Raw genomic sequence first — 26,147 nt, forward strand, 5'->3', positions numbered from 1 at the left:
CTGATTTGTGAGACAATAATCCGTTCATTGCCGGATACTTTGGCATATCAGATCTGCGAGTCCGCTTATGACCTCGAAAATATCCCCCAAAACCATTTTCTCCAGTGTGGCGCTGGTGATCGCGCTCGGTTCACTGGAAAAGAGCATAGTCACCACCCCGCTGCCCATGATTGGCGCCGAACTGCATGCCGGTGGCGCCCTCACCTGGGTGGTCACCGCCTACCTGCTGGCGGCCACCGCCGTGTTGCCCCTCTACGGCAAGCTGAGCGATCTCTTTGGTCGGGTGCGGATGCTCAATATCGGCATCGGCCTGTTTCTGGCAGGCTCGGTGGCCTGCGCCCTCTCCCAGGATCTGCAGACCCTGCTGGCAGCGCGGGTGCTGCAAGGGCTGGGGGGCGGCGGTCTGATTGCCCTCGCGTTTACCGTGATTGCCGACACCATTCCGCCACGGGAGGTGGGCAAATATCAGGGCTACATTTCGGCGGTCTATGCGGTCTCCAGTATCGCTGGCCCCTTGCTTGGCGGCTACTTCACCGAGCAACTCAGCTGGCGCTGGATCTTCTGGATCAATCTGCCGCTCGGGGCGCTGGCAGTCTTTCTCATCAACCGCAACCTCAAGCAGCTCAACGTGCGTCGCCACAGTCGCTTCGACTGGAAGGGCGCGGGTCTGCTGATTACCGTCACCACGCTCACCTTGTTGCTGCTCTCGCCGGAGGCGGCGCTGCCCGCCGTCTGGCTCTCGGCAGCGCTGGGCGTTGCACTGCTGTTGCTCATTCTGATTGAGCGGCGTGCCCACGACCCCATTCTGCCCGCCCATCTGGCCCGGCTGCCCGGCTATTTGGTGAGCGTGCTGCTGGTGATGCTCTCCCAGCTGCTGATGTTTGCCGTGCTGGTCTATCTGCCGTTGCAGATGCAGTGGCAGAAGGGGATGAGCGCCAGCGAGAGCGGCGCCATCATGGTCATCTTCATGATTTGCATCACCGCCGGCGCCTTTGTCGGCGGCAAGCTGATTGGCCGTACCGGTCACTACAAGAGCTTTGTCGCGGTGGGCTTTGGCCTCGCGGCAGTGGCGCTCTGGCAGATCCACTTCGATGCCTGGGTCAGGCTGGCGCTCGGGTTTGCCGGTATCGGTCTCGGTCTGGTGCTGCCTGCCCTCTCGGTAGTAGTGCAAAATGCCCTGCCACGGCAGGATCGCGGCATCGGCATGTCGCTGTTCAACTTCGGACGGGAGCTCGGCGGTGCCGTCGGCGTGGCCATTTGCTCCATGCTGTTCCACTTCCGCCTGCCAGCCGGCAGTGATGGCGATCTGAGCCGGCTCGCCCCCGATCTGCTGGCTCCGGGCTTCAGCGCGACCTATATTGGCATGGCACTGATCGCCACGCTGGCGCTGCTCATCACATTGCTGGCGTTGAAGCGCCACGAGCTGGCCTCCATCAGTGCCTGATCAGGCCTGCGCCGACATTGGCTCACCATAGATAGCATCAGGGCTCCCCGCGGGGAGCCCTGATTGTTATTTGGCGAATAGAGTGGCTGCTGCCATCAAGCCATACGTGGCTTACTCCTGCACCGGACCCTCCTTGCCCGCCAGCTGGCTCAGCCAGGCGAAGCGGCGATTGGCCTCCTGCTCCGCCTCTTCATAGAGCTGGCTGGCCACTTCCGGCAGCTGGCGTTCCAGCCGCTGGAAGCGGGGCTCGTGGCGCAAGGTCTCGGCCAACGAGGCATTGGGTGCCCGCGAGTCGAGTGCCAGCGGCAACTTGCCCTCGTCAGCGCGGCGCGGATCAAAGCGGTAGAGCGGCCAGAAGCCGGTGGCGGTCAGCTGTTTCATCTGCTCGTGGCTCTCGGCCATGTCGTAGCCATGCTCCTCGCAGGGGCTGTAGGCAATGATGAGTGAGGGGCCCGGGTAGGCTTCCGCCTCCTGAATCGCCTTCACCGTCTGGTTCATCTGGGCGCCGAGGGAGATCTGCGCCACATAGACGTGGCCATACATCATCACGCTGGCGCCGAGATCCTTGCGTGCCTTGCGTTTGCCCTGCTCGCCAAACTTGGTGATGGCACCGAGTGGCGTCGCCTTCGACTGCTGGCCGCCGGTGTTGGAGTAGCACTGGGTATCGAGCACCAGCACATTGATGTTCTCCCCCAGACTCAGCACATGGTCGAGCCCGCCAAAGCCGATGTCGTAGGCCCAGCCATCGCCGCCGATGAGCCAGACCGATTTTTCCACCAGATAATCCGCATCGCGAGCCAGTTCAAGGGCCTCCGGAGTCTTGCTCTCCTGCAGCAACACTCGCAACTGCTGGATATGGGCCCGCTGCTCGGAAACCGGCAGGGTGGTATCGCCGAGCGCCTCGCGCAGCGCTGCCGGTATGGTGTCGCCCAGGCTCGCCAGCAGACGGCGCACCCGCTCCCTGTGCTGATCGACGGTGAGACGGAAGCCCAGTCCGAACTCGGCGTTGTCTTCAAACAGCGAGTTGGCCCATGCCGGCCCGCGCCCCTCGGCGTTGGTGGTGTAGGGGGTGGTAGGCAGGTTGCCGCCATAAATGGACGAGCAGCCGGTGGCGTTGGCAATCAGCAGCCGATCGCCATAGAGCTGGGTCAGCAGCTTGATATAGGGAGTCTCGCCACAGCCGGAGCAGGCGCCCGAGTATTCAAACAGCGGCGAGATGAGCTGGGAGGTGCGAATATCGATGCGCTCCAGCTGCTCGGCGCTGCGCTCTGGCAGGTCGAGGAAGAAGTCGTAGTTGGCCTTCTGCTCGTCGAGGTGATCGAGGCGTGAAGCCATATTGATCGCCTTGCGATCCGGGTTGCTGCGATCCTTGGCCGGGCACACCTCGACGCAGAGATTGCAGCCGGTGCAATCCTCCGGCGCCACCTGCAGCACGTACTGCTGGCCGCGCATGTCACGGGATTTCACATCCAGCGCATCCAGGGTAGCGGGAGCAGCGGCCAGCGCATCCGGTTCCACCACCTTGGCGCGAATAGCTGAGTGGGGACAGGCTGCGACACAGTAGTTGCACTGGGTACAGAGCTCCGCCTCCCAGATGGGGATCTCCTTGGCGATGTTGCGCTTCTCCCAGCGGGTGGTGCCGACTGGCCAGGTGCCATCCGGCGGGAAGGCGGAGACCGGCAGGCTGTCACCCAGCCCCGCCAGCATGGCGGCGGTGACGGTCTGGACAAAATCGGGGGCCTTGGCCGAAACCACCGGCGGGCGCGGGCGGCTGGCGGGATCCAGCTCACCCAGCGGCACCCGGGTCAGGGCGGCGCAGGTTGCCTCCAGTGCCATCCAGTTGCGCTCGACCAGTATCTGCCCCTTGCTGCCATAGCTGGTGGCGATGGCCTGCTTCAGCAGGCTGGTGGCCTCCTCGGGGGGAATGATGGCGCTGAGCTGGAAGAAGGCCATCTGCATCACGGTATTGATGCGATTGCCGAGCTGGCAGTCGCGGGCAATCCTGGCGGCGTTGATGATGTAGAAGCGCGCCTCTTTCTCGCGCAGGGCGTGCTGTACCTCGCTGGGTAGGCGTTGCCAGATATCCGCTTCGCTGTAGGGGGTGTTGAGCAGGAAGATGCCGCCCGCTTTCAAGCGTTCCGCCATCCGGTACTTGTCGACAAACTGCCACTGATGGCAGCCGATAAAGTCCGCTTCTTCCACCAGATAGGCCGATTGGAGTGGCCGCTCGCCCACCCGCAGGTGAGAGACGGTAAGTCCCCCCGCCTTCTTGGAGTCGTAGACGAAATAGCCCTGCGGATAGAGGTCGGTGTGGTTGCCGAGGATCTTGATGCTGTTCTTGGCCGCCGAGACGGTGCCATCGCTGCCAAGGCCGTAGAAGAGCGCCTCCAGCTTGTGTTGCTGGCTGTGGATGGGGCTTTGCGAATCCAGTGCGGCCAGCGGTAGCGAGAGACCTGTGATGTCATCGAATATACCGACGGTAAAGCGCGGGCGCGGGTTCTCCTGCGCCAGTTCGGCAAACACCGCGAGCGCGCAGGCGGGGCCGAACTCTTTGGAGGAGAGGCCATAGCGACCGCCGATGACCCGCGGTAGGCTTGCCCGTTCGCCCCGGCTGACCGCTTCGGCCAGCGCCGTCATCACGTCGAGATAGAGGGGCTCGGCCTGTGCGCCCGGCTCCTTGGTGCGATCCAGCACGGCGATGGTGCGGGCACTCTCAGGAATCGCGGCCAACAGGTGCCCGGCTGAGAAGGGACGGAACAGCCGCACCTTCACCAGACCTACCTTCTCCCCTTGGGCCAGCAGGCGCTCGATCACCTCTTCACAGGTGCCAATCGCCGAGCCCATCAGCACCACTATCCGCTCCGCCTGCGGGTGGCCGACATATTCAAATGGCCGGTAGTGGCGGCCGGTCTGCTCGCCAAAAGCCTGCATCGCTTCGCTCACATGGCCATAGGCGGCGTCATACCAGGGGTTGCTCGCCTCCCGACACTGGAAGTAGGTGTCCGGGTTGGCTGCGGTGCCGCGAATGACCGGTTTGTCGGGGGTGAGCGCTCGGTCGCGATGGGCACGGATGGCATCTGCGGGTAGCAGGGCACGCAGGGTGTCGTCAGCGAGCGGCGCTATCTTGGCGATCTCGTGAGAGGTACGAAAGCCGTCGAAGAAGTGGATAAAGGGGAGGCGGCTGTTGAGGCTCGCTATCTGGGAGAGCAGGGCAAAGTCCTGCGCCTCCTGCACATTGCTGGCACAGAGCATGGCACAGCCGGTCTGGCGCACCGCCATCACGTCCGAGTGATCGCCAAAGATCGATAGCGCGTGGGTCGCCACGGTGCGCGCCGCCACATGCAGCACGAAGGGGATAAGCTGACCCGCCAGCTTGTAGAGGTTGGGGATCATCAGCAGCAAACCCTGCGACGAGGTAAACGAGGTTGCCAGCGCACCGGTCTGCAGGGCGCCGTGGACGGCAGCGATGGCGCCCCCTTCCGACTGCATTTCGACAACCCGGGGCACATCCCCCCACAGGTTCTTGCCCCGTTCGCTCGACCAGGCCGACGACTGCTCAGCCATGGCCGAGCTGGGGGTGATGGGGTAGATGGCGATGACTTCGCTGGTGCGGTACGCCACCGAGGCGACTGCGTTATTCCCGTCTGTGGTGATCATCTGTTTTCCACTTTGCTATGCCAGTTTGAAGGCCGATAGTTGCATCGGCAATGGATAGGTCGCAGGCATAGTAAGAGGGGCAATAAGAGCGTATCAAACGGGATAAATAATCAATTAATAAGTCAGTAATAGTGGTTAATTTAATTCCGTTACGTAGGGGCGTGATTTTCTGCTAGTAGCCGGTGGGGTGGCGATTGACGGGCCATTGGCATGGCCCGTCAGCACGGGGTTAACCCTGCTCCACTTGCAGCCAGATGGCGCACTGATAAGGGGCGAAGAGTGGCAGTGGTTCGCCTGGGTAATTGGCCAGCAGCAACCGCATCTTGTCTGTCACCTTGTCGAAGTGGGGCATCGGCAAGGGGTTCGCAGTGAGATTGGCGAGCAGCAGCAGGGAGTGCTGCTCTCCGCTGGCCGGATCCTGCCAGTGGCGGCGATAGCTGATGCGCTCGGGATCATCCCCATCCAGCAGCTCGAAATTGCCGTGGCGAATGACAGGGTGAGCCTTGCGCAGGGCGATGAGCAGGCGATAGCAGTGAAACGGCGAGTCGGGGCGGGTCAGCTGTTCGTCAGCATTTATCTCGACGTGGTTTGCATTGAGGGCAATCCAAGGTGTGGCCGTGCTGAAACCGGCGTGGGGGCCGGCATTCCACTGCATCGGGGTGCGGGCGTTGTCGCGGCCGATGGCATCGAGCCGCCGACTCAGCTCGGCAGGATCCAGCCCTGACTGGCTGGCGCGGTAGTTGATGGCCTCCACATCGCGCAGCTCGCCCGGCTGCCAGTGGCGGTTGGTCATGGCGAGCTCCTCCCCCTGATAGATGAAGGGAGTGCCCTGCATCAGGTGCAGCACCATGGCCCACAGTTTGGCGCTGGTTTCCCGCCACTCGGGCCTGTCATCGCCAAAGCGGGAGACGGCGCGGGGCAGGTCGTGGTTGTTCAGAAACAGGCTGTTCCAGCCCTGACTGTGCAGCCCTTGCTGGTGGCGGGCCATGGCTCGCTTGAAGACGAGGGGATCGAAGCGGGATGACCACTTGTCACTGCCGAGCCCCAGATGCTCGAAGTTGAACACCATGCTGAACTCGCTGCCGTCGTGGTTCGAATAGTTCTGCATATGGGCAAGATCGGCTCCCCAGGTTTCCCCTACCGTGATGATCCCTTTGCCGCCGAAGCTCGCGGCATTGAGCTCGCGGATATAGTCGTGCAGGCGCGGGCCATTGCTCATGGCCAGTCGGTCCCACTCCTTGCTCACCATATCGATCACATCGAAGCGAAATCCCTTGATCCCTTTGCCCAGCCAGAAGTTGATCACCTCTGCCATCTCGGCCCGCACCGCCGGGTTGTCCCAGTCCAGATCGGCCTGACTCGCATCGAAGTTGTGCAGGTAGTAGCGATCAAGCGCCGGCACATACTGCCAGCCGCTGCCGCCAAAAATCGAGGTAATGGGGTGAGCATCGACAAAGGCTTGATCCCGGAATACGTAATAACCCTGATAACGGGGATCCCCGGCCAGTGCCTTCATAAACCACTCGTGCTCGGTGGAGGTGTGGTTGGCGACGATATCCATCATGATGCCGATGCCGTGAGCGGCTGCTTCGGCTATCAGCAGCTCCATCTCGGCCAGGGTGCCGAAGGCGGGGTCGATGGCTCGGTAGTCCGCCACGTCGTAACCGTTGTCCCGTTTGGGGGAGCGATAGATGGGGGTGAGCCAAAGCATATCGACCCCGAGGGTGGCCAGATAACCGAGGCGCTGACGGATGCCGTTGATGTCGCCCATGCCGTCGCCATCGCTGTCCTGAAAGCTCATGGGGTAGATCTGGTAGATGACACAGCTATCGAGGTCGATATCGGGCGTGTGGAGGGGATGCGGGTTCATCAGCTTGGCCGGTTGGGGAGGAGGCTTTCCATCTTACGCAGATGCGCGGGCCCTCGACAGGGCGGGGGAAACCTTGAAAAGGGTTCCATAGTTAGCTGATTGCCAAAAGTGCGGGAAGGGTCACAAAGGTGCCATCCCAGGCCACGGCTGTGGTCGGGATGGCACGGCACTTAGCGCTGATGCACCGCAGCGATACAGGCTATTGAGCAGTCTTGGCCTGTTCGCTGAGGTGCTCCTGCTGGCGTTCTGCCTTCTCTTGTTGGCGCTCCGCTTGTGCTTCCAGCTCCTTGCCGAGGAAGTAGTTCAGGAAGGTGCGGATCACCGCGATGATGGCGAGGCGGATCAGCTCCTCCTTGCTCGGCGCGACCGTAGTGGCCAGGATGTCGGCGGCCAGCTGGAACTCCAGCGCCAGAATGAGCCAGCTGCCAAAACAGAGGCGAATGCGCGGAAAGCCGGGTTGGTGATCCCGCACTCTTGCCGCCAGCCAGAGGGTCTTGCCAAGCCCTATCACCACACAGGCGATGGAGATGATCTCCAGCAGCAGCTGGAACAGCTCGACCCCGTGCATCATCCCCTCTTTCAGGCTCGCTATCTCAAACACTCGGGTCACCTCCCTGATTCAAAAGAGGACACTATTAACACATCGATCGGCAAAGGCCAAATCAGAGTCTCCTGATAAGCAGTGAGAGCTGTTCAATGAGCTGACGCGCCGCGGGGCTGACTCCAGCCAGTTGGAAGAAGCCGTGTATAACCCCCAGTTGCCGCTGACAGGTAGCCGTGACACCGGCTTGCAGCAGTTTGCGATAGAAGGTTTCCCCCTCATCGCGCAGCGGATCATATTCCGCCGTTACGATATGGGTCGGCGGCAATCCTGACAGGGCATGATGGTGGAGAGGGCTAGCTTCGGGGTGAGTGACGGGTAGCTCGCCCAGATAGGCGTGAAAACCGCTTAACAGCATGTCGCGGGTGATGAGGTAGTCATCCCCTAGCTGCCGATAGCTGTCACTGTCGCCCGCAGCATCGAGCATCGGATAGATGAGCAGTTGGGCGGCAGGCAAGGAGGCGCCTCGCTCCTTGAGTCGCAAGGTGGTGATCAGGGCGAGGTGGCCGCCGGCACTGTCGCCCGCAAGGGCAATCCTTGCCGGATCCCCATGCCATTTCTCCACATCGGCCATGATGGCGAGCGTGGCTGCCAGTGCGTCGTCGTGTGCTGCAGGATAGGTGTGTTCAGGGGCAAGGCGGGTATGTACCGTGAACACCAGTGCTTCGGTGCGATTGCACAGCATCCGCATCTGGCGGTCGTGAGTGTCGAACTCACCGCTGACAAAACAGCCGCCATGAAAGTAGATCAGGGCCGGACGGCTTGCACTTGAGGTGGACGCTGGCTGATAGAGGCGAACGGAATAATGGCCGTTTTGCCACTCTTCGACAGCGCCAACCTCCTCATGTTCACCACCCAATATGGCTGAAGCAAGATAGCCTTCACGCCGCTCCTGCCAGCTCAGGCTGCTCGCCTTGGGGCGGCCTGCGGCAATGAACTCTGCCACCATGGCCGCAATGGCCGGTTCAAGTTGTATATCCATAACGCACCAATAACTGTATATAAAAACAGTTATTTTGCGCCTTTAGCCAGAGAGCGCAACCGGCGTTAGCTGAGGCAGCTCACAAAATCAGACTTCAAGCAGCAGGAATTCAATCACATAGAGCGGCGGCAGATCGGGGTAGATATCGCGGATCACCTGTTTGAGCTCGGGGAGGGTCATGTTCTCCTGACGGGCGTGCTCGTCATTCAGTTCATCGAAGGCCACTGCGTTGACGGAGATCACCTCGATGGTGCCGAAGGGCTGGTGCTCCGGGTTGGTGAACAGGGTCAGCCGCTGGCCGGGCTGCCAGTTGGCCTCGCTCTCGTCGCGGATGGTGATGGTCTTGCGGCCCGCCTGAATATCGGCAACGAAGCGGCTGAAGAAGGTGAATTCGGGATAGGGATGGGCAGACATGGTGACTCCTGACAGGGTGAATCGAAATGAGGTGAATGGAAATCAAAGATCGAGGTAGGCGCGCAGCCTGGCCAGATCGGCGATAATGGGGCCGTCACTGCCGTCGGCAACTATACCCTGTTCGACCAGCTCCTTGAGGGCGCGGCGGTAAACCCGCTCGGTGGTGCCGAAGCGCGCCGCCTCGTGGGCCCGCTTGCGTGACCCCAGCATGGGGGTGCGCTGGCGTTCTCGCCACAACTCGTAGGCGATGTTGTAGGCGATGGGGTGGAGCAGTCGGCTGGTGGTGATCTCCAGGGTATCGAGATAGTCGCTGGCAAGCGCCGCGGCAAAGAACAGGGTCAGCTCGGGCTCGGTCAGCAGGCGCTGGGCCAGTTTGTGAGCACAGATGACCCGGGCGTCCAGTTCGGTCTCGGCCACCACGTTCCACTGCACCGGGGTGGCGCTGAAGAACTCCATTTCGCCGAAGATCTGGCTGTGACACTCAATCTCGCCGAGCTGGAAGCGGCGGCCAGAGTGTACCGTGCTGTTGAGGGAGACCCGGCCACGTTCAACCAGATAGAGCTGCTCGCTCAGCTCCCCCTGCCGCATGATCAATTCGCCCGGCAGGTAGCGACGCATAAACAGGGTGCACGCTTCCAGCGCCGCGGCAAAGCGGGGTTCAAGCTGCTGGAGTTCGGCGTGAAAACGGCCGAGGGGGTAGGGCTGTTGCTGCATGACTTGCCTGTCGCACCGGATGACGAGGGCCATGAGGCTAGCAAGAGTGCGGGCCGGATACCAGCCCGCACGGTAGCGGATGTGCCGCAGTTAACGGTTTGCTATTTATTGCGCTAGGGCGTGAAGGGCGGCGGCGATGGCGTGCTGTTCACCGGCCATCATTGCCTGTTCGGCGCTGGCGTAGTCCGCCACCCCTTGCTGCACATCCTGCTCGAACAGCACCACGTTGCAGAGCACGGCGGCGACCCGCACCTTGCGCAGGCGACCAACGGTCAGCAGGGAGGCGGTCTCCATGTCAGCGCCGAGCACGCCACGGGCATGCCAGTAGCGGCACACCTCCTGCTCGTCATCTCGATAGAAGCTGTCGTGGGAGCGTACTAGCCCGTGCCAATGAGGCTGGCTACCGGTCGCTACATGGTTGAGCAAGGCGGCCTGCAGCCAGATATCGGCGCAGGCGGGGTACTCGGCGGGCAGATAGGCCTGTGAGGCCCCCTCATTGCGAACCGCCCCTTCCACCACGATAAGGTCGCCGAGCCCGATGTCGTGCTGCAGGGCACCGGCGGAGCCGACCCGAATAAGCGAGCGGGCACCGGCTTGCACCAGCTCCTCCAGCGCGATGATGGCTGAGGCGCCGCCGATGCCGGTGCTGCAGACCGTGATGGGCAGCCCCTGATAGCGGCCGTTGATGAGGCGAAACTCCCTGTTTTGCCCCAGCACTTCACACTGTTCGAGCTGGCTGGCGATGCGATCGACCCGGGCCGGGTCGCCGCACAGTACCACCCGCTCGGCAATCTGGTCGGGGCGGCACTGGAGATGGGGTAACAGACTCATGGCTTACAGACCTTGTGGCTGGCGCTTGGCGGCAATCACCCAGAGGCGGGTGCCGTTGGCGGCGATAAACAGCAGGATCAGGTACTCCAGCGACATGGCGTAAACGCCCTGCGCGGCATAGACACCGATGCTGATGATGTTGATGACGACCCAGAGGATCCAGTTCTCCACGTATTTGCGGGTCATCAGGATCTGGGCGACCACCGAGAGCACCGTCATGCTGGCATCCCAGAAGGGGAAGGCATCGGGGGAGGGCTCGGGGATGGCAAGGTTGGCACCAAACAGGTTGAGCAGGGAGACCGAGGTGCGCGCCAGGGTGGCGAAGACCGGGTCGATATAGCGGGTCAGCAGGGCGATGGCCAGCACGCTCACCACAGCAGTGACGATGAGCTTGGATTTGCTGAGCCAGCGGATCTGCAGGGTATCCCCTTGCTCGTTGGCGGGGCGGGTCCAGGCGTACCAGCCGTAGACGTTGGCGCAGAAGAAGAACAGCTGCAGCATCAACAGCCCGTAGAGCTGGATCTGGAAGAAGATGATGGCAAACAGGCTGACGTTGATCAGACCAAACAGGTAGTTGATGGTCTTCTCCTGACTGGCGAACCAGATACAGGCCAGCCCGAACAGGGTACCGATGGCTTCAATCCATGACATGGCATAGCCGCCACCCAGCGGTATGGTCACTAGCGTGTTATTGATGCTGAACAGCTCGAATATGCTCATTTTCTGATCCTTGGGCATGAGGGTTAGTATGCGAGGGGGCCATTCTAAGGGGTGAGGGGGAGGAGGGGCAGGACTTTTGTCGGCTCCGTACTTGGCCCATATCAAAGAAATCGCCGCTGCTGCCCGGTTATTCCAGCAGTGATGGGTTATGGGGTCCCGATGGGCCGGACTTTATTGATATGTAGCAAGATGATAGCGCCATGACTGTGGTCTGATAGAGTCCACTCTCCGGGAGGAGAATCACGTGATAAAAGGAGGTTGTATTGAATTCTGAGCTTGTCTGGGTGCTCTGTCTGCTGGCTGGCGCCATCTATCTCTTTATGACCAACAAGGTGCGGATGGATGTGGTCGCCCTGTTGATCATTATCCTCTTTGTGCTGAGCGGCACCCACCCTGCCAGAGGCGCTGGCGGGTTTTAGCGATCCCAACGTCATTCTGATTGCCGCCCTGTTTGTGGTGGGTGAGGGGCTGGTGCGTACCGGCATCGCCTATCAGGTGGGGGATGCATTGGTGAAGGTGGCGGGTAGCAGCGAGACCAAGCTGCTGGTGTTGCTGATGGTTGCGGTGGCGAGTCTGGGGGCGGTGATGAGCAGCACCGGAGTGGTGACCATCTTTATCCCGGTGGTGCTGAGCGTGGCGAACCGGATGGGGATTCCGGCCGGTCGCCTGATGATGCCGCTCGGTTTTGCCGGGCTGATCAGCGGCATGATGACGCTGGTGGCCACGCCCCCCAACATGGTGGTCAACAGCGAGCTGATGCGTCACGGCATTCACGGCTTCAGCTTCTTCGATTTCACCCCCATGGGCCTGCTGATCCTGGGGCTGGGCATCCTCTACATGCTGTTGGTGCGCGGCTCCTTGGTGGGCGAGGGAGAAGAGGGCAAAGGCAAGCCGACCGGGCGCCGCACCCTGCGCGACCTCATCCGAGACTACCGACTGGCTGGCCGGGCCCGTCGTCTGGCGCTGCGGCCGGACTCCCCGTTGATTGGCCACACTCTGGACGAGCTGAAACTGCGCGCCCGCTATGGCGCCAACGTCATCGGGGTGGAGCGCTGGCGTAAATTTCGCCGGGTGATGGTGCCGGTGTCGGGGATCAGTGATTTTCAGGCCAAGGATGTGCTGCTGATCGACATGTCAGATCCTGCGGTGGATGTGCGGGAATTTTGCAGCGAGGCGCGGCTCGAACCCATGATCCTGCGCGGGGAGTATTTCTCCGATCAGGCGCGGGAGGTGGGGATGGCCGAGGTGTCGCTGATCCCTGAGTCCAAGCTGCTGGGTAAAAGCGTGCGTGAGGTGACCTTCCGCTCCAGCTATGGCCTGAGCGTGGTGGGGCTGCGCCGCGACGGTGAGGCACTGGCAGGCAAGCTGGTGGATGAGCCGCTGCAGATGGGCGACACCCTGCTGGTGGTAGGGAATTGGAGCCACATCAGACAGTTGCAGACCCATAGTCGCGACTTTCTGCTGATGGGGCTGCCCGCCGAAGTGGACGAGATGGCCCCCGCCCGCAGCCAGGCCATTCATGCCCTCTTCTGTCTTGGTGTGATGATCCTGCTGATGGTGACCGATCCGGTGCCCAACGTGATTGCCGCGCTGATCGCCTGCCTGCTGATGGGCAAGTTTCGCTGCATCGATATGGAGAGTGCCTACAAGTCGATCCACTGGCCGACCCTGATCCTCATCGTCGGCATGCTCCCCTTCGCGCTGGCGCTGCAAAAAACCGGCGGGGTGGATCTGATCGTCGGTGGTCTGATCAATGCGGTAGGGGAGATGGGGCCGCGGGTCATGCTGGCCAGCCTGTTTGCCCTCTGCGCGGTGATCGGGCTCTTTATCTCCAACACCGCCACCGCAGTGCTGATGGCGCCCATTGCGCTGGGCACGGCGCAACAGATGGGGGTATCACCCTATCCGTTTGCCATGACCATTGCCATCGCCGCCTCGGCCGCTTTTATGACGCCGGTCTCGTCACCGGTCAATACCCTGGTGCTGGGGCCGGGCAACTACAAGTTCGCCGATTTTATCCGCATCGGGGTGCCCTTCACCCTGCTGGTGATGGCGGTGAGCGTGGTAGCGATCCCCTGGTTCTTCCCGTTTTGATAACCGGGATGATGAATGTGTGCACCAGCGGCCTGCGGGCCGCTTTTTTATGGCCGGGAGACAAGAGTGGCAAGGCGTGCTCGGAATCAGTGAAGAGTGATATGGACGGGAATTAACGTGGAGCTGGGTTAATAGAGGAGCGAGAGAAAAACTGGGGAGAGGCAAATTTCAGATACAAAAAAACCAGCGTGAGCTGGTCTGTTTGGTACTGCTATTAATGGTGCGGAAGGAGAGACTCGAACTCTCACGCCTAGGGCGCCAGAACCTAAATCTGGTGCGTCTACCAATTTCGCCACTTCCGCAATATTAATGGTGGCTATGACGGGATTCGAACCTGTGACCCCCGCATTATGAGTGCGATGCTCTAACCAACTGAGCTACATAGCCGTTTGTTATCGACCACAGATGTGGAAGAGAACAGAAAAATGGCTGGGGTACTAGGATTCGAACCTAGGGATGGCGAGATCAAAACCCGCTGCCTTACCGCTTGGCGATACCCCAACAGAAATAATGGTGGCTATGACGGGATTCGAACCTGTGACCCCCGCATTATGAGTGCGATGCTCTAACCAACTGAGCTACATAGCCGTTTGTTATCAACCACTGATGTGGAAGAGAACAGAAATATGGCTGGGGTACTAGGATTCGAACCTAGGGATGGCGAGATCAAAACCCGCTGCCTTACCGCTTGGCGATACCCCAACAGCGCTCCTCAACAGTCATGAGACTGGCAAAGAACTTTTAAAAATGGCTGGGGTACTAGGATTCGAACCTAGGGATGGCGAGATCAAAACCCGCTGCCTTACCGCTTGGCGATACCCCAACAGCGTTCCTCAACAGTCGCGAGACTGGCAAAGAACTTTTAAAAAATGGCTGGGGTACTAGGATTCGAACCTAGGGATGGCGAGATCAAAACCCGCTGCCTTACCGCTTGGCGATACCCCAACTAGAGATGGTGGCTATGACGGGATTCGAACCTGTGACCCCCGCATTATGAGTGCGATGCTCTAACCAACTGAGCTACATAGCCAACCTTGCTTCCGGTGAGTCGTTACCTCGTCACCGTGCGGGCCGAATTATGCGTATCTGGCTCTGGGGCGTCAACCCTTTTTTTGCCAGAAAAACGCAATTTGAGTGCGTTTGACCAGTTATTGGTCTCTGTTGCGCAAAAGCCCAACAATCTGCTTTTTTTTAAGACATTGCCATGATTGCCCGAGCAATGGCAGATAAAAAACAGGCCAGCAAATGCTGGCCTGTCATGGGATTAGACGTTGAACAGGAAGTTCATGATATCGCCATCTTTGACGATGTAATCTTTCCCTTCAGCGCGCATCTTGCCCGCTTCCTTGGCGCCTTGCTCACCCTTGTAGTTGATAAAGTCTTCAAAGGCGATGGTTTGGGCGCGAATAAAGCCTTTTTCAAAGTCAGTGTGGATCTTGCCAGCCGCTTGCGGGGCTGTGGCACCGACCGGAATAGTCCAGGCGCGTACCTCTTTCACACCGGCGGTGAAGTAGGTCTGCAGGTTGAGCAGCTGGTAGCCGGAGCGGATAACGCGGTTCAGGCCCGGCTCTTCGATGCCTAGGTCTGCCATGAACTCGGCGCGATCTTCATCGTCCAGTTCGGCGATGTCGGCTTCGATGGCGCAGCAGACCACGACCACGACCGCGTTCTCGGCGGCGGCGATTTCACGCACCTTGTCCAGATAGGGGTTGTTCTCGAAGCCATCTTCCGCCACGTTGGCGATATACATGGTGGGTTTGAGAGTCAGGAAGTTGAGGTGGCTGACGGCGGCCAGCTCTTCCTTATCCAGCTTCATGCCGCGGATCATCTGGCCGTTTTCCAGCGCGACCTTGATCTTCTCAAGCACTTCCACTTCCAGCTTGGCATCCTTGTCGCCGCCTTTGGCACGCTTGGACTGACGGTGAATGGCGCGCTCGCAGGCGTCCAGGTCCGACAGGGCCAGCTCGGTGTTGATCACTTCGATATCGTCAGCGGGAGAGACCTTGCCGGCAACGTGAATGATGTTCTCGTCATCGAAGCAGCGCACAACGTGGCCGATCGCTTCGGTTTCACGGATGTTGGCCAGGAACTGGTTACCCAGACCTTCACCCTTGGAGGCACCGGCAACCAGGCCGGCGATGTCGACGAATTCCATGGTGGTCGGCACAACGCGCTGCGGATTGATGATGGCCGCCAGCTGATCGAGGCGGGGATCCGGCATCGGCACCACACCTGTGTTCGGCTCGATGGTGCAGAACGGGAAGTTGGCGGCTTCGATACCGGCCTTGGTCAGCGCGTTGAACAGGGTGGATTTGCCTACATTGGGCAGGCCCACGATACCGCATTTAAAACCCATGGATTGTTACCTTACTTGATGGATGCTGTTGGGGGTCGCCCGCAGGCGGCCCATGTCATGCTTGTTCTGGTCGTTGCTCATGTACCGGCACAATGCCCGTACAGGGTCAAACCGACCTAACCCTTTTCCGCCTTGAAGCTGTGCAAGCGATTCATGGCCTTGGTCATATCTTGTTTGAACAGGATGTCGGTGGCGCGCAGGGATTCGTCCAGCGCGGCGTCGATCAGGTTCTGTTCACTGCTGGGGGCCTTGGTCAGGACGAAGCCAGCCACCTGCTCTTTGCTGCCGGGATGGCCGATCCCGAGACGCAGCCGGAAGAAGTTATTGTTGTTGCCCATCTTGGCGATGATGTCCTTGAGGCCGTTATGGCCACCGTGACCACCACCCTGCTTGAACTTGGCGATGCCAGGCGGCAGATCCAGTTCGTCATGGGCCACCAGAATCGCTTCCGGCTCAATCTGATAAAAACGCGCCAGTGCGGCCACCGCCTTGCCAGAGAGGTTCATATAGGTGTTCGGGATGAGCAGCCGCACATCCTGCCCCTCGACCAGGATGCGGGCAGTATGGCCGAAGAACTTGGGTTCTTCACGCAGGCTGACATTGTGCCAGCGGGCCAGTTGCTCCACATACCAGGCGCCCGCATTGTGGCGGGTCTTGGCATATTCCGGGCCGGGGTTGCCCAGTCCGACGATCAGTTTGATTTCGCTTGTCACGCTTGATGTCTTCACTCGCAGCTGCCGTGGGCACACTACCCAGGGCAATAGGACGCAATATTCTAGCCGCCGAGTGGCGATCACTCAACCAATGCGCATGTTATGGCGGGATTTGCAGCATTATTGCGGCCAATGGGTGGCTAACGGTGGGCAAACGGGCCTCTTGCAAGAGGCCCGTTTCAGTTTACCGATGGATTGTGCCCGGTTGACTACCGTCGTTATTTGGTACGCAGCAGGGTGACGGTCTCTTCATCCAGTGCGGTCAGGGTGGGACGGGCATCGCGCACATACTCCACGAAAGAGGCTGCATCGGTGCCGCAATCCACGCCGCTGGCTTTGCAATCGAGGGGCTGGCCCGGGGCATAGACGGCGCTCAGCAGCTCGCCGTTTTGTGCCACCTTCAGCACCGGGAAGGCGGTCAGCTTGCCATTGACGCTGGCGATATCGACCCGCTCGCTCTTCTGACGCTGGGCATTGGCCAGTGCTTGCCAGCCATCGTTGCCGTTGGCGCTGTAAGCGTTCATCACCACCCGATAGCGCTGGCTATCCACCAGATCCTGCCACTCGCCGCTTGCGGTCTTACGCTGCAATTGGGTCAGGGTGCCCGCTTTGCCTGCCTCGGTCTCCTGGAAGGTGTAACGCAGGTGGCCGCCATAGGGGAACTTGCCGGCATGGGCGCTGGCGGGCAGGGTGGCTGTGATGGTCTCGGTCAAGAGGGCGCGCACCTCGGCGCCGGTCAGGGTCAGCACCGCGAGCTGGTTTTTGAACGGCAGCAGGGTGAGGGAGCTGTCCCCCTCGCGCCACTCGCCGGCCGGCAGCTCGGCGCGCACGCCGCCCACCGCCACCAGAGCGAAGTCGACCGGGCCGCCGGTCAGATCTTGCACTGCTGGGGTATTGGCCCAGTAGAATTCCCCTTCGGCAACCAGCGGCGCTACATCTGAGCCGTGGCTGTCGCTGCCGTTGTCGCCGGGGCGACGGGCATTTTGCAGTTGCTCGGGGATGGTACCGATCACTGGCCCGTAGGCTTTCTCCAGCGCCGGTTTGTAGTGGCTGTCGATGATGCCGCGCAGGCGCGGATCTTCATCCACGGTCACCAGATTGGGCTGGTTGTCGACAAACTGGCTCGCCTCTTTGCTGCGGGCGTCGTCGAGCGCTTGCTTGCGCGCCGCATCGGCGAAGAAGTCGCGGCTGGCCAGCAGGCTGTTGTGGCCCTGGCAGTCGGTCACCTGACCCTGGCTGTCAAAGGTCACCTGTGCCAGACCGATGGCCTGGGCGTAGGAGCCTGCCTGCACCACGCAGGTTTTGCCGATGCCATCCGGATTGGTCACCAGCTTGGCGTAATCGCCGGTCTTGCCCCAGCCGATATTGCGAAAATCGCCGAGCAGGCTGTGGGAGTGGCCACCGACGATGGCATCGAGACCGTTTACCTTGGCGGCCAGCGCCAGATCCCGCTCGTTGCCGATGTGGGTGAGCGCCACGATCTGATGGATCCCCTTGGCTTGCAGCATGTCGACCGTGGCCTGAGCCGAGGCGACCTCCTTGCCAAAGCGCAGCTTGCCGACGTTGGGGGCGATATTGCCCATGTCTTCCAGTACCAGACCTATGACGGCGACCAGCTGCTTGCCTTGTGGCAGGTTGTCGAGATCGGTGACCGGGCTCTTCTGGTTGCCGTCAAAGGCGTAGACCACGAAGGGTTTGAGGTTGTCAGCCTTGCTGAGTGCCGGATCGGCCTTGGTGTCGAGGTTGGCGGCCAGCACCGGGAAGTTGACCCCCTCGATGAAGCGGGCCAGCTTCTGATTATCCAGGTCGAACTCGTGGTTGCCCAGCGCCATGGCATCGAGGCCGAACTGGCTCAGCAACTCGGCGTTGGCCATCCCCTCGTTGAGTTTGAAGTAGCCACTGCCCTGCCAGGCATCACCGCCGTGCAGCAGCAGCAAGGGCTGGTTTTTGGCCAGCGCCTCGGCCTGATAGGCTTTCGCCATGGTCAGCAGGCGCGGGTAACCGCCAAAGCGGGTATAGAGGGTGTCCGTCTCCCCCTTCTGGGCAAAGATCTGCCCTTTGATCTCCGCATTGACCGGATCAAACTGGGAGTGGGTGTCGTTCATGTGAGCCAAGGTCAGCACGAAGGGCGGGTTCTCTTTGGCGGGCTGACAGGCGAACAGGGCGGAGGTGAGGGTCGCGAGCAGGAGGGGACGCAAGCAATTCATGGGTAAATCCTTAAGCCTGCCGGGGGCAGGGTCGTACCAGATAGCAGAAAGTTGGAAAGAGAAGGTCCAGAAAGACGAAAACCGCCTGATGGCGGTTTTCGTTATTGCTGAATCTATCAATGCTCAAACATGGCAGAGATGGACTCTTCGTTGCTGATGCGACGAATGGCTTCGGCCAGTACAGTTGACAGCGTCAGCTGCTTGACCTTGCCGACCGCTTTCATCTCCGCAGTGAGCGGGATGGAGTCGGTGATGATCAGTTCATCGATCACGGAGTTCTTGATGTTCTCAACGGCAGAACCGGAGAAGACCGGGTGAGTGGCGTAAGCGAATACACGCTTGGCACCGCGCTCTTTCAGGGCCTCTGCGGCTTTGCACAGGGTGCCGCCGGTGTCGATCATGTCATCAACGATGATGCAGTCGCGGCCGGCAACGTCACCGATCAGGTGCATGACCTGGGAGACGTTCGGGCGGGGACGGCGCTTGTCGATGATGGCGATGTCGGTGTCATCCAGCAGCTTGGCGATGGCGCGGGCACGCACGACGCCACCGATGTCCGGGGAGACGACGACAGGAGACTCGAGGTTCTTGGACTTCATGTCTTCCAGCAGCACCGGGCTACCGAACACGTTGTCTACCGGAACGTCGAAGAAACCTTGAATTTGCTCGGCATGCAGGTCAACGGTCAGCACGCGATCCACACCAACGCTGGAGAGGAAGTCAGCGACAACCTTGGCGGTGATGGGTACACGGGCGGAGCGGACGCGGCGGTCCTGACGGGCATAACCAAAGTAGGGGATAACGGCAGTGATACGGCCAGCTGAAGCACGACGCAGAGCATCCACCATGACGATCAATTCCATCAAATTGTCGTTGGTCGGGGCACAGGTGGATTGAATGATGAAGATATCGCCACCACGTACATTCTCATTGATCTGTACGCTGATCTCGCCGTCGCTAAAGCGACCTACGGCAGCATTGCCGAGTTTGATAAACAGGCGATCTGCGATCTTCTGGGCTAGTTCCGGCGTTGCGTTACCAGCAAACAGCTTCATGTCAGGCACGGTTTGAAACCTCGGGGTTGCATCCAGTATGTGGGGGAGTCTGAAATCAGACCCTATCGTTTTGGGGCAAACGATTTATCAAGATAACGTACAAGGTGTCTGCTGCCCAATGATTGTGATGATACCGGTAACCCGAATCCGAGCGCAAAACCGGCCACGTTAATCATCATCAATACTGTTCGGTAAAATTGGCTGGGGTACTAGGATTCGAACCTAGGAATGGCGAGATCAAAACCCGCTGCCTTACCGCTTGGCGATACCCCAATCATTTGAACTGTTGCAATGTGGAGAAGAGAGGTGATATGTTCTCGCCCTTGGCGACAAACCCATCAAGTCCCTTCGGCACGCAGGCCAACACTTCCCGAGCAGTCACTTCGTCTTCAAATTGAGCAAAGACGCAGGCTCCTGTGCCCGTCATTCTTGACGGCGCGTATTCTAGCAACCAGCCGAGCGCATTGGCAACCTCGGGGTGGCGCTTTTTCACCAGTGATTCGCAATCGTTTTTCCACTCGCCTTCCAGCAAGTTGTCCAGCGCCATTTTCGGCGTGGCTCTCGGCAGGTCCGGATCCTGGAATACGGCCGCGGTCGCCACATGGCAATCGGGCTTGAGCACCAGATACCAGGCATCGGGCAATTCGACCGGTTGCAGCCGCTCGCCCACTCCTTCGGCAAAGGCCGCCTTGCCACGGACAAACACCGGCACATCGGCCCCCAACTGGACGCCGAGCGCTGCCAGTTCATCTTCACTCAAACCCGCCTGCCAGAGGTGGTTAAGCGCCACCAGCGTGGTCGCTGCATCGGACGAACCGCCGCCAATACCGCCCCCCATGGGTAGCACTTTCTCCAGCCGGATATGGGCACCTTGCGGGCTCGGCAGGTGTGCTTGCAGCAGGCGCGCCGCCCGGATAATCAGATTCTGCTCATCCGGCACCCCGGGAATGGCCGGGCTCAGGGTGAGTGTGTCGCTATTCGGTATCACCTCGAACTCGAGCCAGTCGCTGTGGTTGAGGAAGATAAACAGGGTCTGCAGCTCGTGATAGCCATCGGGACGACGGCCATTGACGTGTAGAAACAGGTTGAGTTTGGCCGGTGCCGGCCAGCGTGTGGAAGCCATTAACGTGCAAGAGTCCATTGGTTGATCTGAAGCTTGAGGCGGCTGTTCTGGCCGGTCATGGTCAGCTGGTGTGGCAGGCGGTAGCCATCCTGATCCCGATAATCGCCATAGACGATCTGCCACTGGCCGTCGCGCACGCTGGCCAGACTGCTGTCGGGGTTGAGTTCAAACTCCGCCTGACCCGGCAGCCCCTTAATCCACTCTGGCAATCCCGCAACCGGAATATTCCAGCCGGTCAGTTGATAGATGAGCGCTTCGGCATCCTGGCTCTGGTGGCGATTGCCGTCGCTGTCGAGCAGGGTGATCTCTCCCTTGCTGCGGGAGAGCTCCAGAATGCTGGTGCCAATCAGGCTGGTGAGGTTGAGGCGATAATCCTCCCCATCCTGCTGCCAGTTGAGACGGGCGCTGCCCTTTTGCTGTGGCGTGATGATGGCCATCTTGCCGGATAGCTGCCAGTGGGTCAGTTGCTCGAGACGGGTCCGCTCCTGGTTCCAGTTCACCTGGTCACGCTGGGGCTGGGTGGTGGCACAACCGGCCAGCAACAGCAGGCAGGTGAGGGTAAAAATACGTAGCAGCAAGAGACGGCTCCAGAGAGAGGAATTTGCCACAGTATACGGGGCGGCCGTATTGCTTTTAAAGACTTACCCTTTCTCGTACAATTGGCAGCCTTTGCACCCAGCGTATGAAATGATCGTCGCCCACTCATGAGTTTGCTTGCCCTCGGAATCAACCACAACACCGCCAGTGTCGCCTTGCGGGAACGGGTCGCCTTTGGCCCGGACTGCATCGATCGCGCCTTGCGTGAGCTGGTGAGCCAACCCGGTGTCAGCGAGGCGGTGATCGTCTCCACCTGCAACCGAACCGAACTCTATTGCAATCTGGAGGAGGAGCGGCAGGAGCAAGTGCTGCGCTGGCTGCAGCAGTTCCACGGGCTGGACGCGGCCGAACTGGTCACTGCCATCTATCAGCATCACGATGAAGAGGCGGTGCGCCACCTGATGCGGGTGGCGTGCGGGCTCGACTCGCTGGTGTTGGGGGAGCCGCAGATCCTGGGGCAGATCAAGCAATCCTACGCCCATGCCCAGCAGGCGGAGTCGGTGAAGGGGGCGCTGGAGCGGCTGTTCCAGAAATCCTTCTCGGTGGCCAAACGGGTGCGTACCGATACCGAGATTGGCGCCAGTGCCGTGTCGGTGGCCTTTGCCGCCGTCAGCCTGGGTCGACGGATCTTCTCCGATCTCTCCCAGACCAAGGTGCTGCTGGTCGGTGCGGGGGAGACCATTGAACTGGTGGCCCGTCATCTGCGCGAGCAGAACGTGACCCAGATGATGGTGGCCAACCGCACCCTGCAGCGCGCCCAGACCCTGGCGGCCGAATTCGGCGCCCAGGTGATGACGCTCGAAGAGATCCCCGACTATCTGCACGAGGCGGATATTGTCATCAGCTCGACGGCCAGTCCTTTACCCATCATCGGCAAGGGGATGGTGGAGCGCGCGCTGAAGGCCCGCCGTTTCAAGCCCATGTTTCTGGTGGATATTGCCGTGCCGCGCGACATCGAAGCCGAAGTTGATGAGCTCTCCGATGCCTATCTCTACACGGTGGATGATTTGCAGGGGATCATCGAGCAGAACCTCGAAACCCGTAAGCGGGCCGCCGCACAGGCGGAAGTGATCGTGCAGGAAGAGCGCGACGAGTTTATGGGCTGGTATCGCGGCCAGAGCTCGGTCGACCTCATTCGCGATTACCGCCATCAGTCACAGCAAGTGGCTGATGAAGAGTTGCAACGGGCCCTGCTGGCATTGGCGCAGGGCGAGAGTGCCGAACAGGCGCTCAAGGCGATGGCGCATCGCCTCACCAACAAATTGATCCACGCGCCGACCCAGGCGTTGCGCCAGGCTGCCTCCCAGGGGGATCAGAGCGAGCTCTCCCGCTTGCGGCAGGCGCTGGGGTTGTCACAAGAGCCATAATTTTCGGGCAACCTGCCGGTTGTCCCGTCCTCCATTGAGAATGCAAGAGTTATGAATCCGTCACTGATCAGAAAGCTGGAAGGCCTCATCGAGCGCCACGAAGAAGTACAGGCCATGCTCGGCGAGCCGGATGTGGTCTCGGATCAGGATCGCTACCGCGCCCTGACCCGCGAATATGCCCAGCTGGAAGATATCGTTCACGCCTTCCAGCGTTACCGTCAGGCGCAGGATGATCTGGAGACTACCCAGATGATGCTGGAGGAGGATGATGCCGACCTGCGCGAAATGGCGCAGGAGGAGCTGCCGCTGGCCAAGGCCAATCTGGAGGCGCTGGAGCAGGAGCTGCAACTGATGTTGCTGCCCAAGGATCCCAAGGATGACAACAACTGCTATCTGGAGATCCGCGCCGGTGCCGGTGGCGACGAAGCGGCCATCTTTGCCGGTGACCTGTTCCGCATGTATTCACGGTTTGCCGAGCGTCAGGGCTGGCGCGTCTCCATCGTCAGCTGCAACGACGGTGAATACGGTGGCTACAAGGAGGTCATCGCCAAGATCGACGGCGAGCGGGTCTATGGCCGCCTCAAGTTTGAATCCGGTGGTCACCGGGTACAGCGGGTGCCGGAGACCGAATCTCAGGGCCGGGTGCACACCTCCGCCTGTACCGTCGCCGTGCTGCCGGAAGTGCCGGAAGCCGAGCAGATCGAGATCAACCCTTCCGATCTGAAGATCGACACCTTCCGCGCCTCTGGTGCCGGTGGTCAGCACGTCAACAAGACCGACTCGGCCATCCGCATCACCCACCTGCCGACCGGTCTGGTGGTGGAGTGCCAGGACGAGCGCTCCCAGCACAAGAACCGCGCCAAGGCGATGTCGGTACTCTCTGCCCGCCTGCAGGCGGCCGAGGATGAGCGCCATCGCGCCGCCGAGCAGAGCACCCGCCGCAATCTGGTGGGCTCCGGCGACCGCTCAGAGCGCATTCGCACCTACAACTATCCGCAGGGCCGCCTCTCCGAGCACCGCATCAACCTGACCCTGTACCGCCTCTCCGAAATTTTGGAAGGGGATCTGGACTGCGTCATCACACCGCTGGTGCAGGAGTATCAGGCCGATCAGCTCGCCTCGCTGGCCGAGAACAACTGATGCAAATGGTGATCCGGCAAGCTCGCATTAAGTGTTGTGCCCATAAGGTGGAGTGGCACTGATGCAGATCCAGCAGGCCCGCGCCCATATCATGACCGTGCTGGCTGGGGGAGAATCCCCCCGCGCCGATGCCGATGTACTGCTCTGCCATCTGCTCGGGTGTCGTCGCAGCTATCTGATGACCTGGCCCGAGCGTGAGCTGGATGCCGTCCAGCAGGCCACTCTGCAGGGGTGGCTGGTCCGTCGTCTCAACGGCGAACCCATTGCTCATCTCGTTGGAGAGCGGGAGTTCTGGTCGCTGCCCCTCAAGGTGAGTTCGGCGACCCTGATCCCGCGCCCCGATACCGAGGTGCTGGTCGAGCAGGCGCTGACCAGAATCCCGCAGGGGCCCTGCGCCGTGCTGGATCTCGGCACCGGCACCGGTGCCATCGCGCTGGCGCTCAAGTCCGAGCGGCCCGAGCTCGATGTATGGGCGGTGGATCGGATGGTGGACGCTGCCGCGCTGGCCCGCGAGAACAGCGCCGCGCTGGGATTGCCCATCGAGGTGCGCGACGGCAGCTGGTTCGAGCCCCTTGGCGAGCCGGATCGCGACAATACGCCACGTTTTGCGGTGATTGTCTCCAATCCCCCCTATATTGATGGCGCCGATCCCCATCTCGAGCAGGGTGACGTGCGCTTTGAACCCCGCTCGGCGCTGGTTGCCGATGACGCCGGGCTGGCCGATATCCGCCACATCGTGGACCATGCCCCCGCTTATCTGTTGCCTGACGGCTGGTTGCTGCTGGAGCATGGCTGGGATCAGGGGGAGGCGGTGCGTCAGTTGCTGCGTGATGGCGGCTACCGCGAGGTAGCCACGGTGCGTGATTACGGGGATAACGACAGGGTGACGCTGGGCCTCTGCCCGCTGCGCTGACAGCCCCTTACTGTTACACGGCGGGTTGCCTGTGCGCCCCCATGCAAGGATTGAATATGATTTTTGTGCTCAAACACCTGCACCTCACCCTGATTGCCGGGGCCGTGCTGATGTTTATGCTCCGTTTCTACTGGGTACAGACCGCCACTGGCCGAGCCTACAGCGCGCCGGTGATGAAGGTCAGCGGCTGGCTCAACGGTCTGGTGGTGCTCTCCGGCGTATTGCTCTGCATGGTGCTGGATCTCAACCCGCTCAATAACGGAACGCCCTGGCTCAGCGAGAAGCTGATGGCCATTCTGGTGCTGGTATTTCTGGCGGCGATGGCGCTGCGGCTGGCCAAAAGCAATCTGGTGCGCTGGTGCTCCTTTCTGGGGGCGCTCGGCTGGATCTACTTTATTGCCAAGTTGGCAGTGCTCAAACAGACGAGTGTGTTCGGCTAAGGCATGAAGAGAATGTTACACATAGACGAATGGACCGATTTCGAAGCCCACGACATCACCGAGCTGGCGTTGTCAGTCAGCGACGAGATTTATGGCTCGGTCGAGGAGGGGATGCGCGAGTTGAACCTGCTGGACGAGTGGCTGGATGAGCAGATCGAAGAGGGCACCTGCGACGAGGTGCGCCAACAGTTGCTGCAGGGCTTCTACCACAGCCTCGGTTTTCATGGCGACTGGCAGGATTATTTCTCTGCCAACAACTGCGATCTCAATCAGGTGCTGGTTCAGCGCAAAGGGATCCCGGTCAGCCTCGGTATTCTCATCATCCAGCTGGGGCGCAAGCTCGGTCTCGATGTCGAGGGGATCTGCTTCCCCGGCCACTTCCTGGTGAGCTTTGCCGGTGGCGAGGGGGAGGTCTATGTCGACCCCTTTACCGGCGACGAGCTGAGCCTGGCCCGCATCGAGCTGCTGCTGCGCGGTGCGTTGGGGGACTTGGCTACCCTGACCCCCGACTACCTGCAGCCCTCCGGCCAGTGGGAGATCATCGAACGGCTGCTCAACGTCAGCAAGGGGGCCCTGCTGCGGGAAGACCGCATGCCCGAGGCGCTGCGTTGCAGCGAGCTGTTGTTGCGGATGAAGCCCGGCGATCCGCTGGAGACGCGGGATCGCGGCTTTATCTACGAGCAGCTCGATTGCCCGCGCCAGGCCGCCGACGATTTTGAATATTTTATTGAACAATGCCCGGACGATCCGGTCGCCGATGTGCTGAAAGTGCAGCTGGCCGCGCTGGATCTGAGCCCCAAGCCCCTCCATTAAGGGCGGCTTGAAACTGAAACAGAAGAATATCAAGACCGCTGCGTCCGGTCGCAACGGATTAACTAGGCTTCAGGCCCTTTTATTAAGGATGTCTTA

The 26,147-nt window shown here is 60.7% G+C and carries 19 protein-coding genes, 9 tRNA genes and 2 pseudogenes; 7 read left to right on the forward strand and 23 right to left on the reverse strand.

Annotated elements, in window-relative coordinates; translation table 11 throughout:
- Positions 1–67 precede the first annotated feature (67 nt).
- The gene (locus tag ACTG2O_RS09715; protein WP_421288154.1) at positions 68–1,444 is read left to right on the forward strand and encodes an MDR family MFS transporter; all 1,377 of its coding nucleotides are present in this window, start codon (positions 68–70) and stop codon (positions 1,442–1,444) included.
- Between the two features lie 111 nt (positions 1,445–1,555).
- On the opposite strand, the gene nifJ is transcribed toward ACTG2O_RS09715, so the two are convergent.
- From nifJ to pnuC, 8 genes are all read right to left on the reverse strand, one after another.
- Entirely contained in the window at positions 1,556–5,101 is a 3,546-nt protein-coding gene (nifJ, locus tag ACTG2O_RS09720; protein WP_439975667.1) for a pyruvate:ferredoxin (flavodoxin) oxidoreductase, read from the reverse strand.
- Between the two features lie 229 nt (positions 5,102–5,330).
- Positions 5,331–6,971 carry an alpha-glucosidase gene (locus tag ACTG2O_RS09725; RefSeq protein WP_439975668.1) on the reverse strand — a complete coding sequence of 547 codons (1,641 nt, stop codon included), beginning with the start codon at positions 6,969–6,971 and terminating at the stop codon, positions 5,331–5,333.
- Positions 6,972–7,170: 199 nt separating this feature from the next.
- Positions 7,171–7,572 carry a DUF1622 domain-containing protein gene (locus ACTG2O_RS09730; RefSeq protein WP_439975669.1) on the reverse strand — a complete coding sequence of 134 codons (402 nt, stop codon included), beginning with the start codon at positions 7,570–7,572 and terminating at the stop codon, positions 7,171–7,173.
- A gap of 61 nt (positions 7,573–7,633) precedes the next feature.
- The gene (locus tag ACTG2O_RS09735) at positions 7,634–8,554 is read right to left on the reverse strand and encodes an alpha/beta hydrolase (protein ID WP_439975670.1); all 921 of its coding nucleotides are present in this window, start codon (positions 8,552–8,554) and stop codon (positions 7,634–7,636) included.
- An 87-nt stretch (positions 8,555–8,641) separates the two neighbouring features.
- Positions 8,642–8,968 carry a N(4)-acetylcytidine aminohydrolase gene (gene yqfB, locus ACTG2O_RS09740; protein WP_439975671.1) on the reverse strand — a complete coding sequence of 109 codons (327 nt, stop codon included), beginning with the start codon at positions 8,966–8,968 and terminating at the stop codon, positions 8,642–8,644.
- Positions 8,969–9,010: 42 nt separating this feature from the next.
- A complete protein-coding gene (locus ACTG2O_RS09745; protein ID WP_439975672.1) occupies positions 9,011–9,682 on the reverse strand; it encodes a Crp/Fnr family transcriptional regulator in 672 nt (223 codons plus the stop codon).
- Between the two features lie 105 nt (positions 9,683–9,787).
- Positions 9,788–10,513 carry a nucleoside phosphorylase gene (locus ACTG2O_RS09750; protein WP_439975673.1) on the reverse strand — a complete coding sequence of 242 codons (726 nt, stop codon included), beginning with the start codon at positions 10,511–10,513 and terminating at the stop codon, positions 9,788–9,790.
- A gap of 3 nt (positions 10,514–10,516) precedes the next feature.
- Positions 10,517–11,233: a nicotinamide riboside transporter PnuC gene (pnuC, locus tag ACTG2O_RS09755; RefSeq protein ID WP_439975674.1), complete on the reverse strand. Its 717-nt coding sequence runs from the start codon at positions 11,231–11,233 to the stop codon at positions 10,517–10,519.
- Positions 11,234–11,496: 263 nt separating this feature from the next.
- On the opposite strand from pnuC, the pseudogene ACTG2O_RS09760 reads away from it, so the two are divergent.
- A pseudogene (locus ACTG2O_RS09760) lies at positions 11,497–13,327 on the forward strand (SLC13 family permease).
- 218 nt (positions 13,328–13,545) lie between these two features.
- On the opposite strand, the gene ACTG2O_RS09765 reads toward ACTG2O_RS09760, so the two are convergent.
- The 15 genes and pseudogenes from ACTG2O_RS09765 to lolB all read right to left on the reverse strand — a co-directional run bounded on the left by ACTG2O_RS09765 (position 13,546) and on the right by lolB (position 21,359).
- Positions 13,546–13,629, reverse strand: a tRNA-Leu gene (locus ACTG2O_RS09765).
- 8 nt (positions 13,630–13,637) lie between these two features.
- Positions 13,638–13,714 (reverse strand) — tRNA-Met (locus tag ACTG2O_RS09770).
- Between the two features lie 39 nt (positions 13,715–13,753).
- Positions 13,754–13,828: transfer RNA gene (locus tag ACTG2O_RS09775), tRNA-Gln, on the reverse strand.
- Positions 13,829–13,838: 10 nt separating this feature from the next.
- Positions 13,839–13,915, reverse strand: a tRNA-Met gene (locus tag ACTG2O_RS09780).
- Between the two features lie 39 nt (positions 13,916–13,954).
- Positions 13,955–14,029: transfer RNA gene (locus ACTG2O_RS09785), tRNA-Gln, on the reverse strand.
- 46 nt (positions 14,030–14,075) lie between these two features.
- Positions 14,076–14,150: transfer RNA gene (locus ACTG2O_RS09790), tRNA-Gln, on the reverse strand.
- Positions 14,151–14,197: 47 nt separating this feature from the next.
- Positions 14,198–14,272 (reverse strand) — tRNA-Gln (locus ACTG2O_RS09795).
- Between the two features lie 8 nt (positions 14,273–14,280).
- Positions 14,281–14,357: transfer RNA gene (locus ACTG2O_RS09800), tRNA-Met, on the reverse strand.
- Positions 14,358–14,591: 234 nt separating this feature from the next.
- Complete coding sequence (gene ychF / locus ACTG2O_RS09805; RefSeq protein ID WP_005353921.1) at positions 14,592–15,683, reverse strand: redox-regulated ATPase YchF; 1,092 nt, start codon at positions 15,681–15,683, stop codon at positions 14,592–14,594.
- A 116-nt stretch (positions 15,684–15,799) separates the two neighbouring features.
- Positions 15,800–16,396 carry an aminoacyl-tRNA hydrolase gene (gene pth, locus ACTG2O_RS09810; RefSeq protein WP_058059203.1) on the reverse strand — a complete coding sequence of 199 codons (597 nt, stop codon included), beginning with the start codon at positions 16,394–16,396 and terminating at the stop codon, positions 15,800–15,802.
- A gap of 218 nt (positions 16,397–16,614) precedes the next feature.
- Positions 16,615–18,603, reverse strand: a complete 1,989-nt coding sequence (locus tag ACTG2O_RS09815) for a bifunctional metallophosphatase/5'-nucleotidase (RefSeq protein WP_439975675.1) — start codon at positions 18,601–18,603, stop codon at positions 16,615–16,617.
- A 116-nt stretch (positions 18,604–18,719) separates the two neighbouring features.
- Positions 18,720–19,667, reverse strand: coding sequence for a ribose-phosphate pyrophosphokinase (locus tag ACTG2O_RS09820; protein WP_005343846.1), 948 nt, complete (start codon positions 19,665–19,667; stop codon positions 18,720–18,722).
- Between the two features lie 189 nt (positions 19,668–19,856).
- Positions 19,857–19,931, reverse strand: a tRNA-Gln gene (locus ACTG2O_RS09825).
- Positions 19,911–20,781: pseudogene (ispE, locus tag ACTG2O_RS09830) on the reverse strand (4-(cytidine 5'-diphospho)-2-C-methyl-D-erythritol kinase). Before ispE ends, ACTG2O_RS09825 begins: the two are co-directional and overlap by 21 nt.
- Positions 20,781–21,359: a lipoprotein insertase outer membrane protein LolB gene (gene lolB / locus ACTG2O_RS09835; protein ID WP_005353907.1), complete on the reverse strand. Its 579-nt coding sequence runs from the start codon at positions 21,357–21,359 to the stop codon at positions 20,781–20,783. Before lolB ends, ispE begins: the two are co-directional and overlap by 1 nt.
- Before the next feature lie 126 nt (positions 21,360–21,485).
- Between lolB and hemA the strand changes: the two genes are divergently transcribed.
- The 5 genes from hemA (at position 21,486) to ACTG2O_RS09860 (ending at position 26,051) form a co-directional block, all read left to right on the forward strand.
- Entirely contained in the window at positions 21,486–22,745 is a 1,260-nt protein-coding gene (gene hemA, locus ACTG2O_RS09840; protein ID WP_075114940.1) for a glutamyl-tRNA reductase, read from the forward strand.
- A 51-nt stretch (positions 22,746–22,796) separates the two neighbouring features.
- Entirely contained in the window at positions 22,797–23,885 is a 1,089-nt protein-coding gene (gene prfA, locus ACTG2O_RS09845; RefSeq protein ID WP_005353897.1) for a peptide chain release factor 1, read from the forward strand.
- A gap of 61 nt (positions 23,886–23,946) precedes the next feature.
- On the forward strand, positions 23,947–24,798 hold the full coding sequence (gene prmC / locus ACTG2O_RS09850) for a peptide chain release factor N(5)-glutamine methyltransferase (RefSeq protein WP_439975676.1): 852 nt from the start codon (positions 23,947–23,949) through the stop codon (positions 24,796–24,798).
- A gap of 56 nt (positions 24,799–24,854) precedes the next feature.
- Positions 24,855–25,238 carry a SirB2 family protein gene (locus ACTG2O_RS09855; RefSeq protein WP_005362206.1) on the forward strand — a complete coding sequence of 128 codons (384 nt, stop codon included), beginning with the start codon at positions 24,855–24,857 and terminating at the stop codon, positions 25,236–25,238.
- Between the two features lie 12 nt (positions 25,239–25,250).
- Positions 25,251–26,051 (forward strand): SirB1 family protein, encoded by an 801-nt coding sequence (locus tag ACTG2O_RS09860; RefSeq protein ID WP_005334938.1) that lies wholly within the window; start codon positions 25,251–25,253, stop codon positions 26,049–26,051.
- Positions 26,052–26,147: the final 96 nt, after the last annotated feature.

The sequence above is a fragment of the Aeromonas sp. 61P genome (genome assembly GCF_051919545.1).
In the GTDB taxonomy this organism is placed as follows: Bacteria; Pseudomonadota; Gammaproteobacteria; order Enterobacterales; family Aeromonadaceae; genus Aeromonas; species Aeromonas veronii.

Excerpts from the sequence above, each read along its gene's own strand:
- ACTG2O_RS09715 (WP_421288154.1), top strand. The coding sequence starts at position 68 with ATGACCTCGAAAATATCCCCCAAAACCATTTTCTCCAGTGTGGCGCTG.
- nifJ (WP_439975667.1), bottom strand. The coding sequence starts at position 5,101 with ATGATCACCACAGACGGGAATAACGCAGTCGCCTCGGTGGCGTACCGC.
- ACTG2O_RS09725 (WP_439975668.1), bottom strand. The coding sequence starts at position 6,971 with ATGAACCCGCATCCCCTCCACACGCCCGATATCGACCTCGATAGCTGT.
- ACTG2O_RS09735 (WP_439975670.1), bottom strand. The coding sequence starts at position 8,554 with ATGGATATACAACTTGAACCGGCCATTGCGGCCATGGTGGCAGAGTTC.
- yqfB (WP_439975671.1), bottom strand. The coding sequence starts at position 8,968 with ATGTCTGCCCATCCCTATCCCGAATTCACCTTCTTCAGCCGCTTCGTT.
- ACTG2O_RS09745 (WP_439975672.1), bottom strand. The coding sequence starts at position 9,682 with ATGCAGCAACAGCCCTACCCCCTCGGCCGTTTTCACGCCGAACTCCAG.
- ACTG2O_RS09750 (WP_439975673.1), bottom strand. The coding sequence starts at position 10,513 with ATGAGTCTGTTACCCCATCTCCAGTGCCGCCCCGACCAGATTGCCGAG.
- pnuC (WP_439975674.1), bottom strand. The coding sequence starts at position 11,233 with ATGAGCATATTCGAGCTGTTCAGCATCAATAACACGCTAGTGACCATA.
- ychF (WP_005353921.1), bottom strand. The coding sequence starts at position 15,683 with ATGGGTTTTAAATGCGGTATCGTGGGCCTGCCCAATGTAGGCAAATCC.
- ACTG2O_RS09815 (WP_439975675.1), bottom strand. The coding sequence starts at position 18,603 with ATGAATTGCTTGCGTCCCCTCCTGCTCGCGACCCTCACCTCCGCCCTG.
- hemA (WP_075114940.1), top strand. The coding sequence starts at position 21,486 with ATGAGTTTGCTTGCCCTCGGAATCAACCACAACACCGCCAGTGTCGCC.
- prfA (WP_005353897.1), top strand. The coding sequence starts at position 22,797 with ATGAATCCGTCACTGATCAGAAAGCTGGAAGGCCTCATCGAGCGCCAC.
- prmC (WP_439975676.1), top strand. The coding sequence starts at position 23,947 with ATGCAGATCCAGCAGGCCCGCGCCCATATCATGACCGTGCTGGCTGGG.
- ACTG2O_RS09855 (WP_005362206.1), top strand. The coding sequence starts at position 24,855 with ATGATTTTTGTGCTCAAACACCTGCACCTCACCCTGATTGCCGGGGCC.
- ACTG2O_RS09860 (WP_005334938.1), top strand. The coding sequence starts at position 25,251 with ATGTTACACATAGACGAATGGACCGATTTCGAAGCCCACGACATCACC.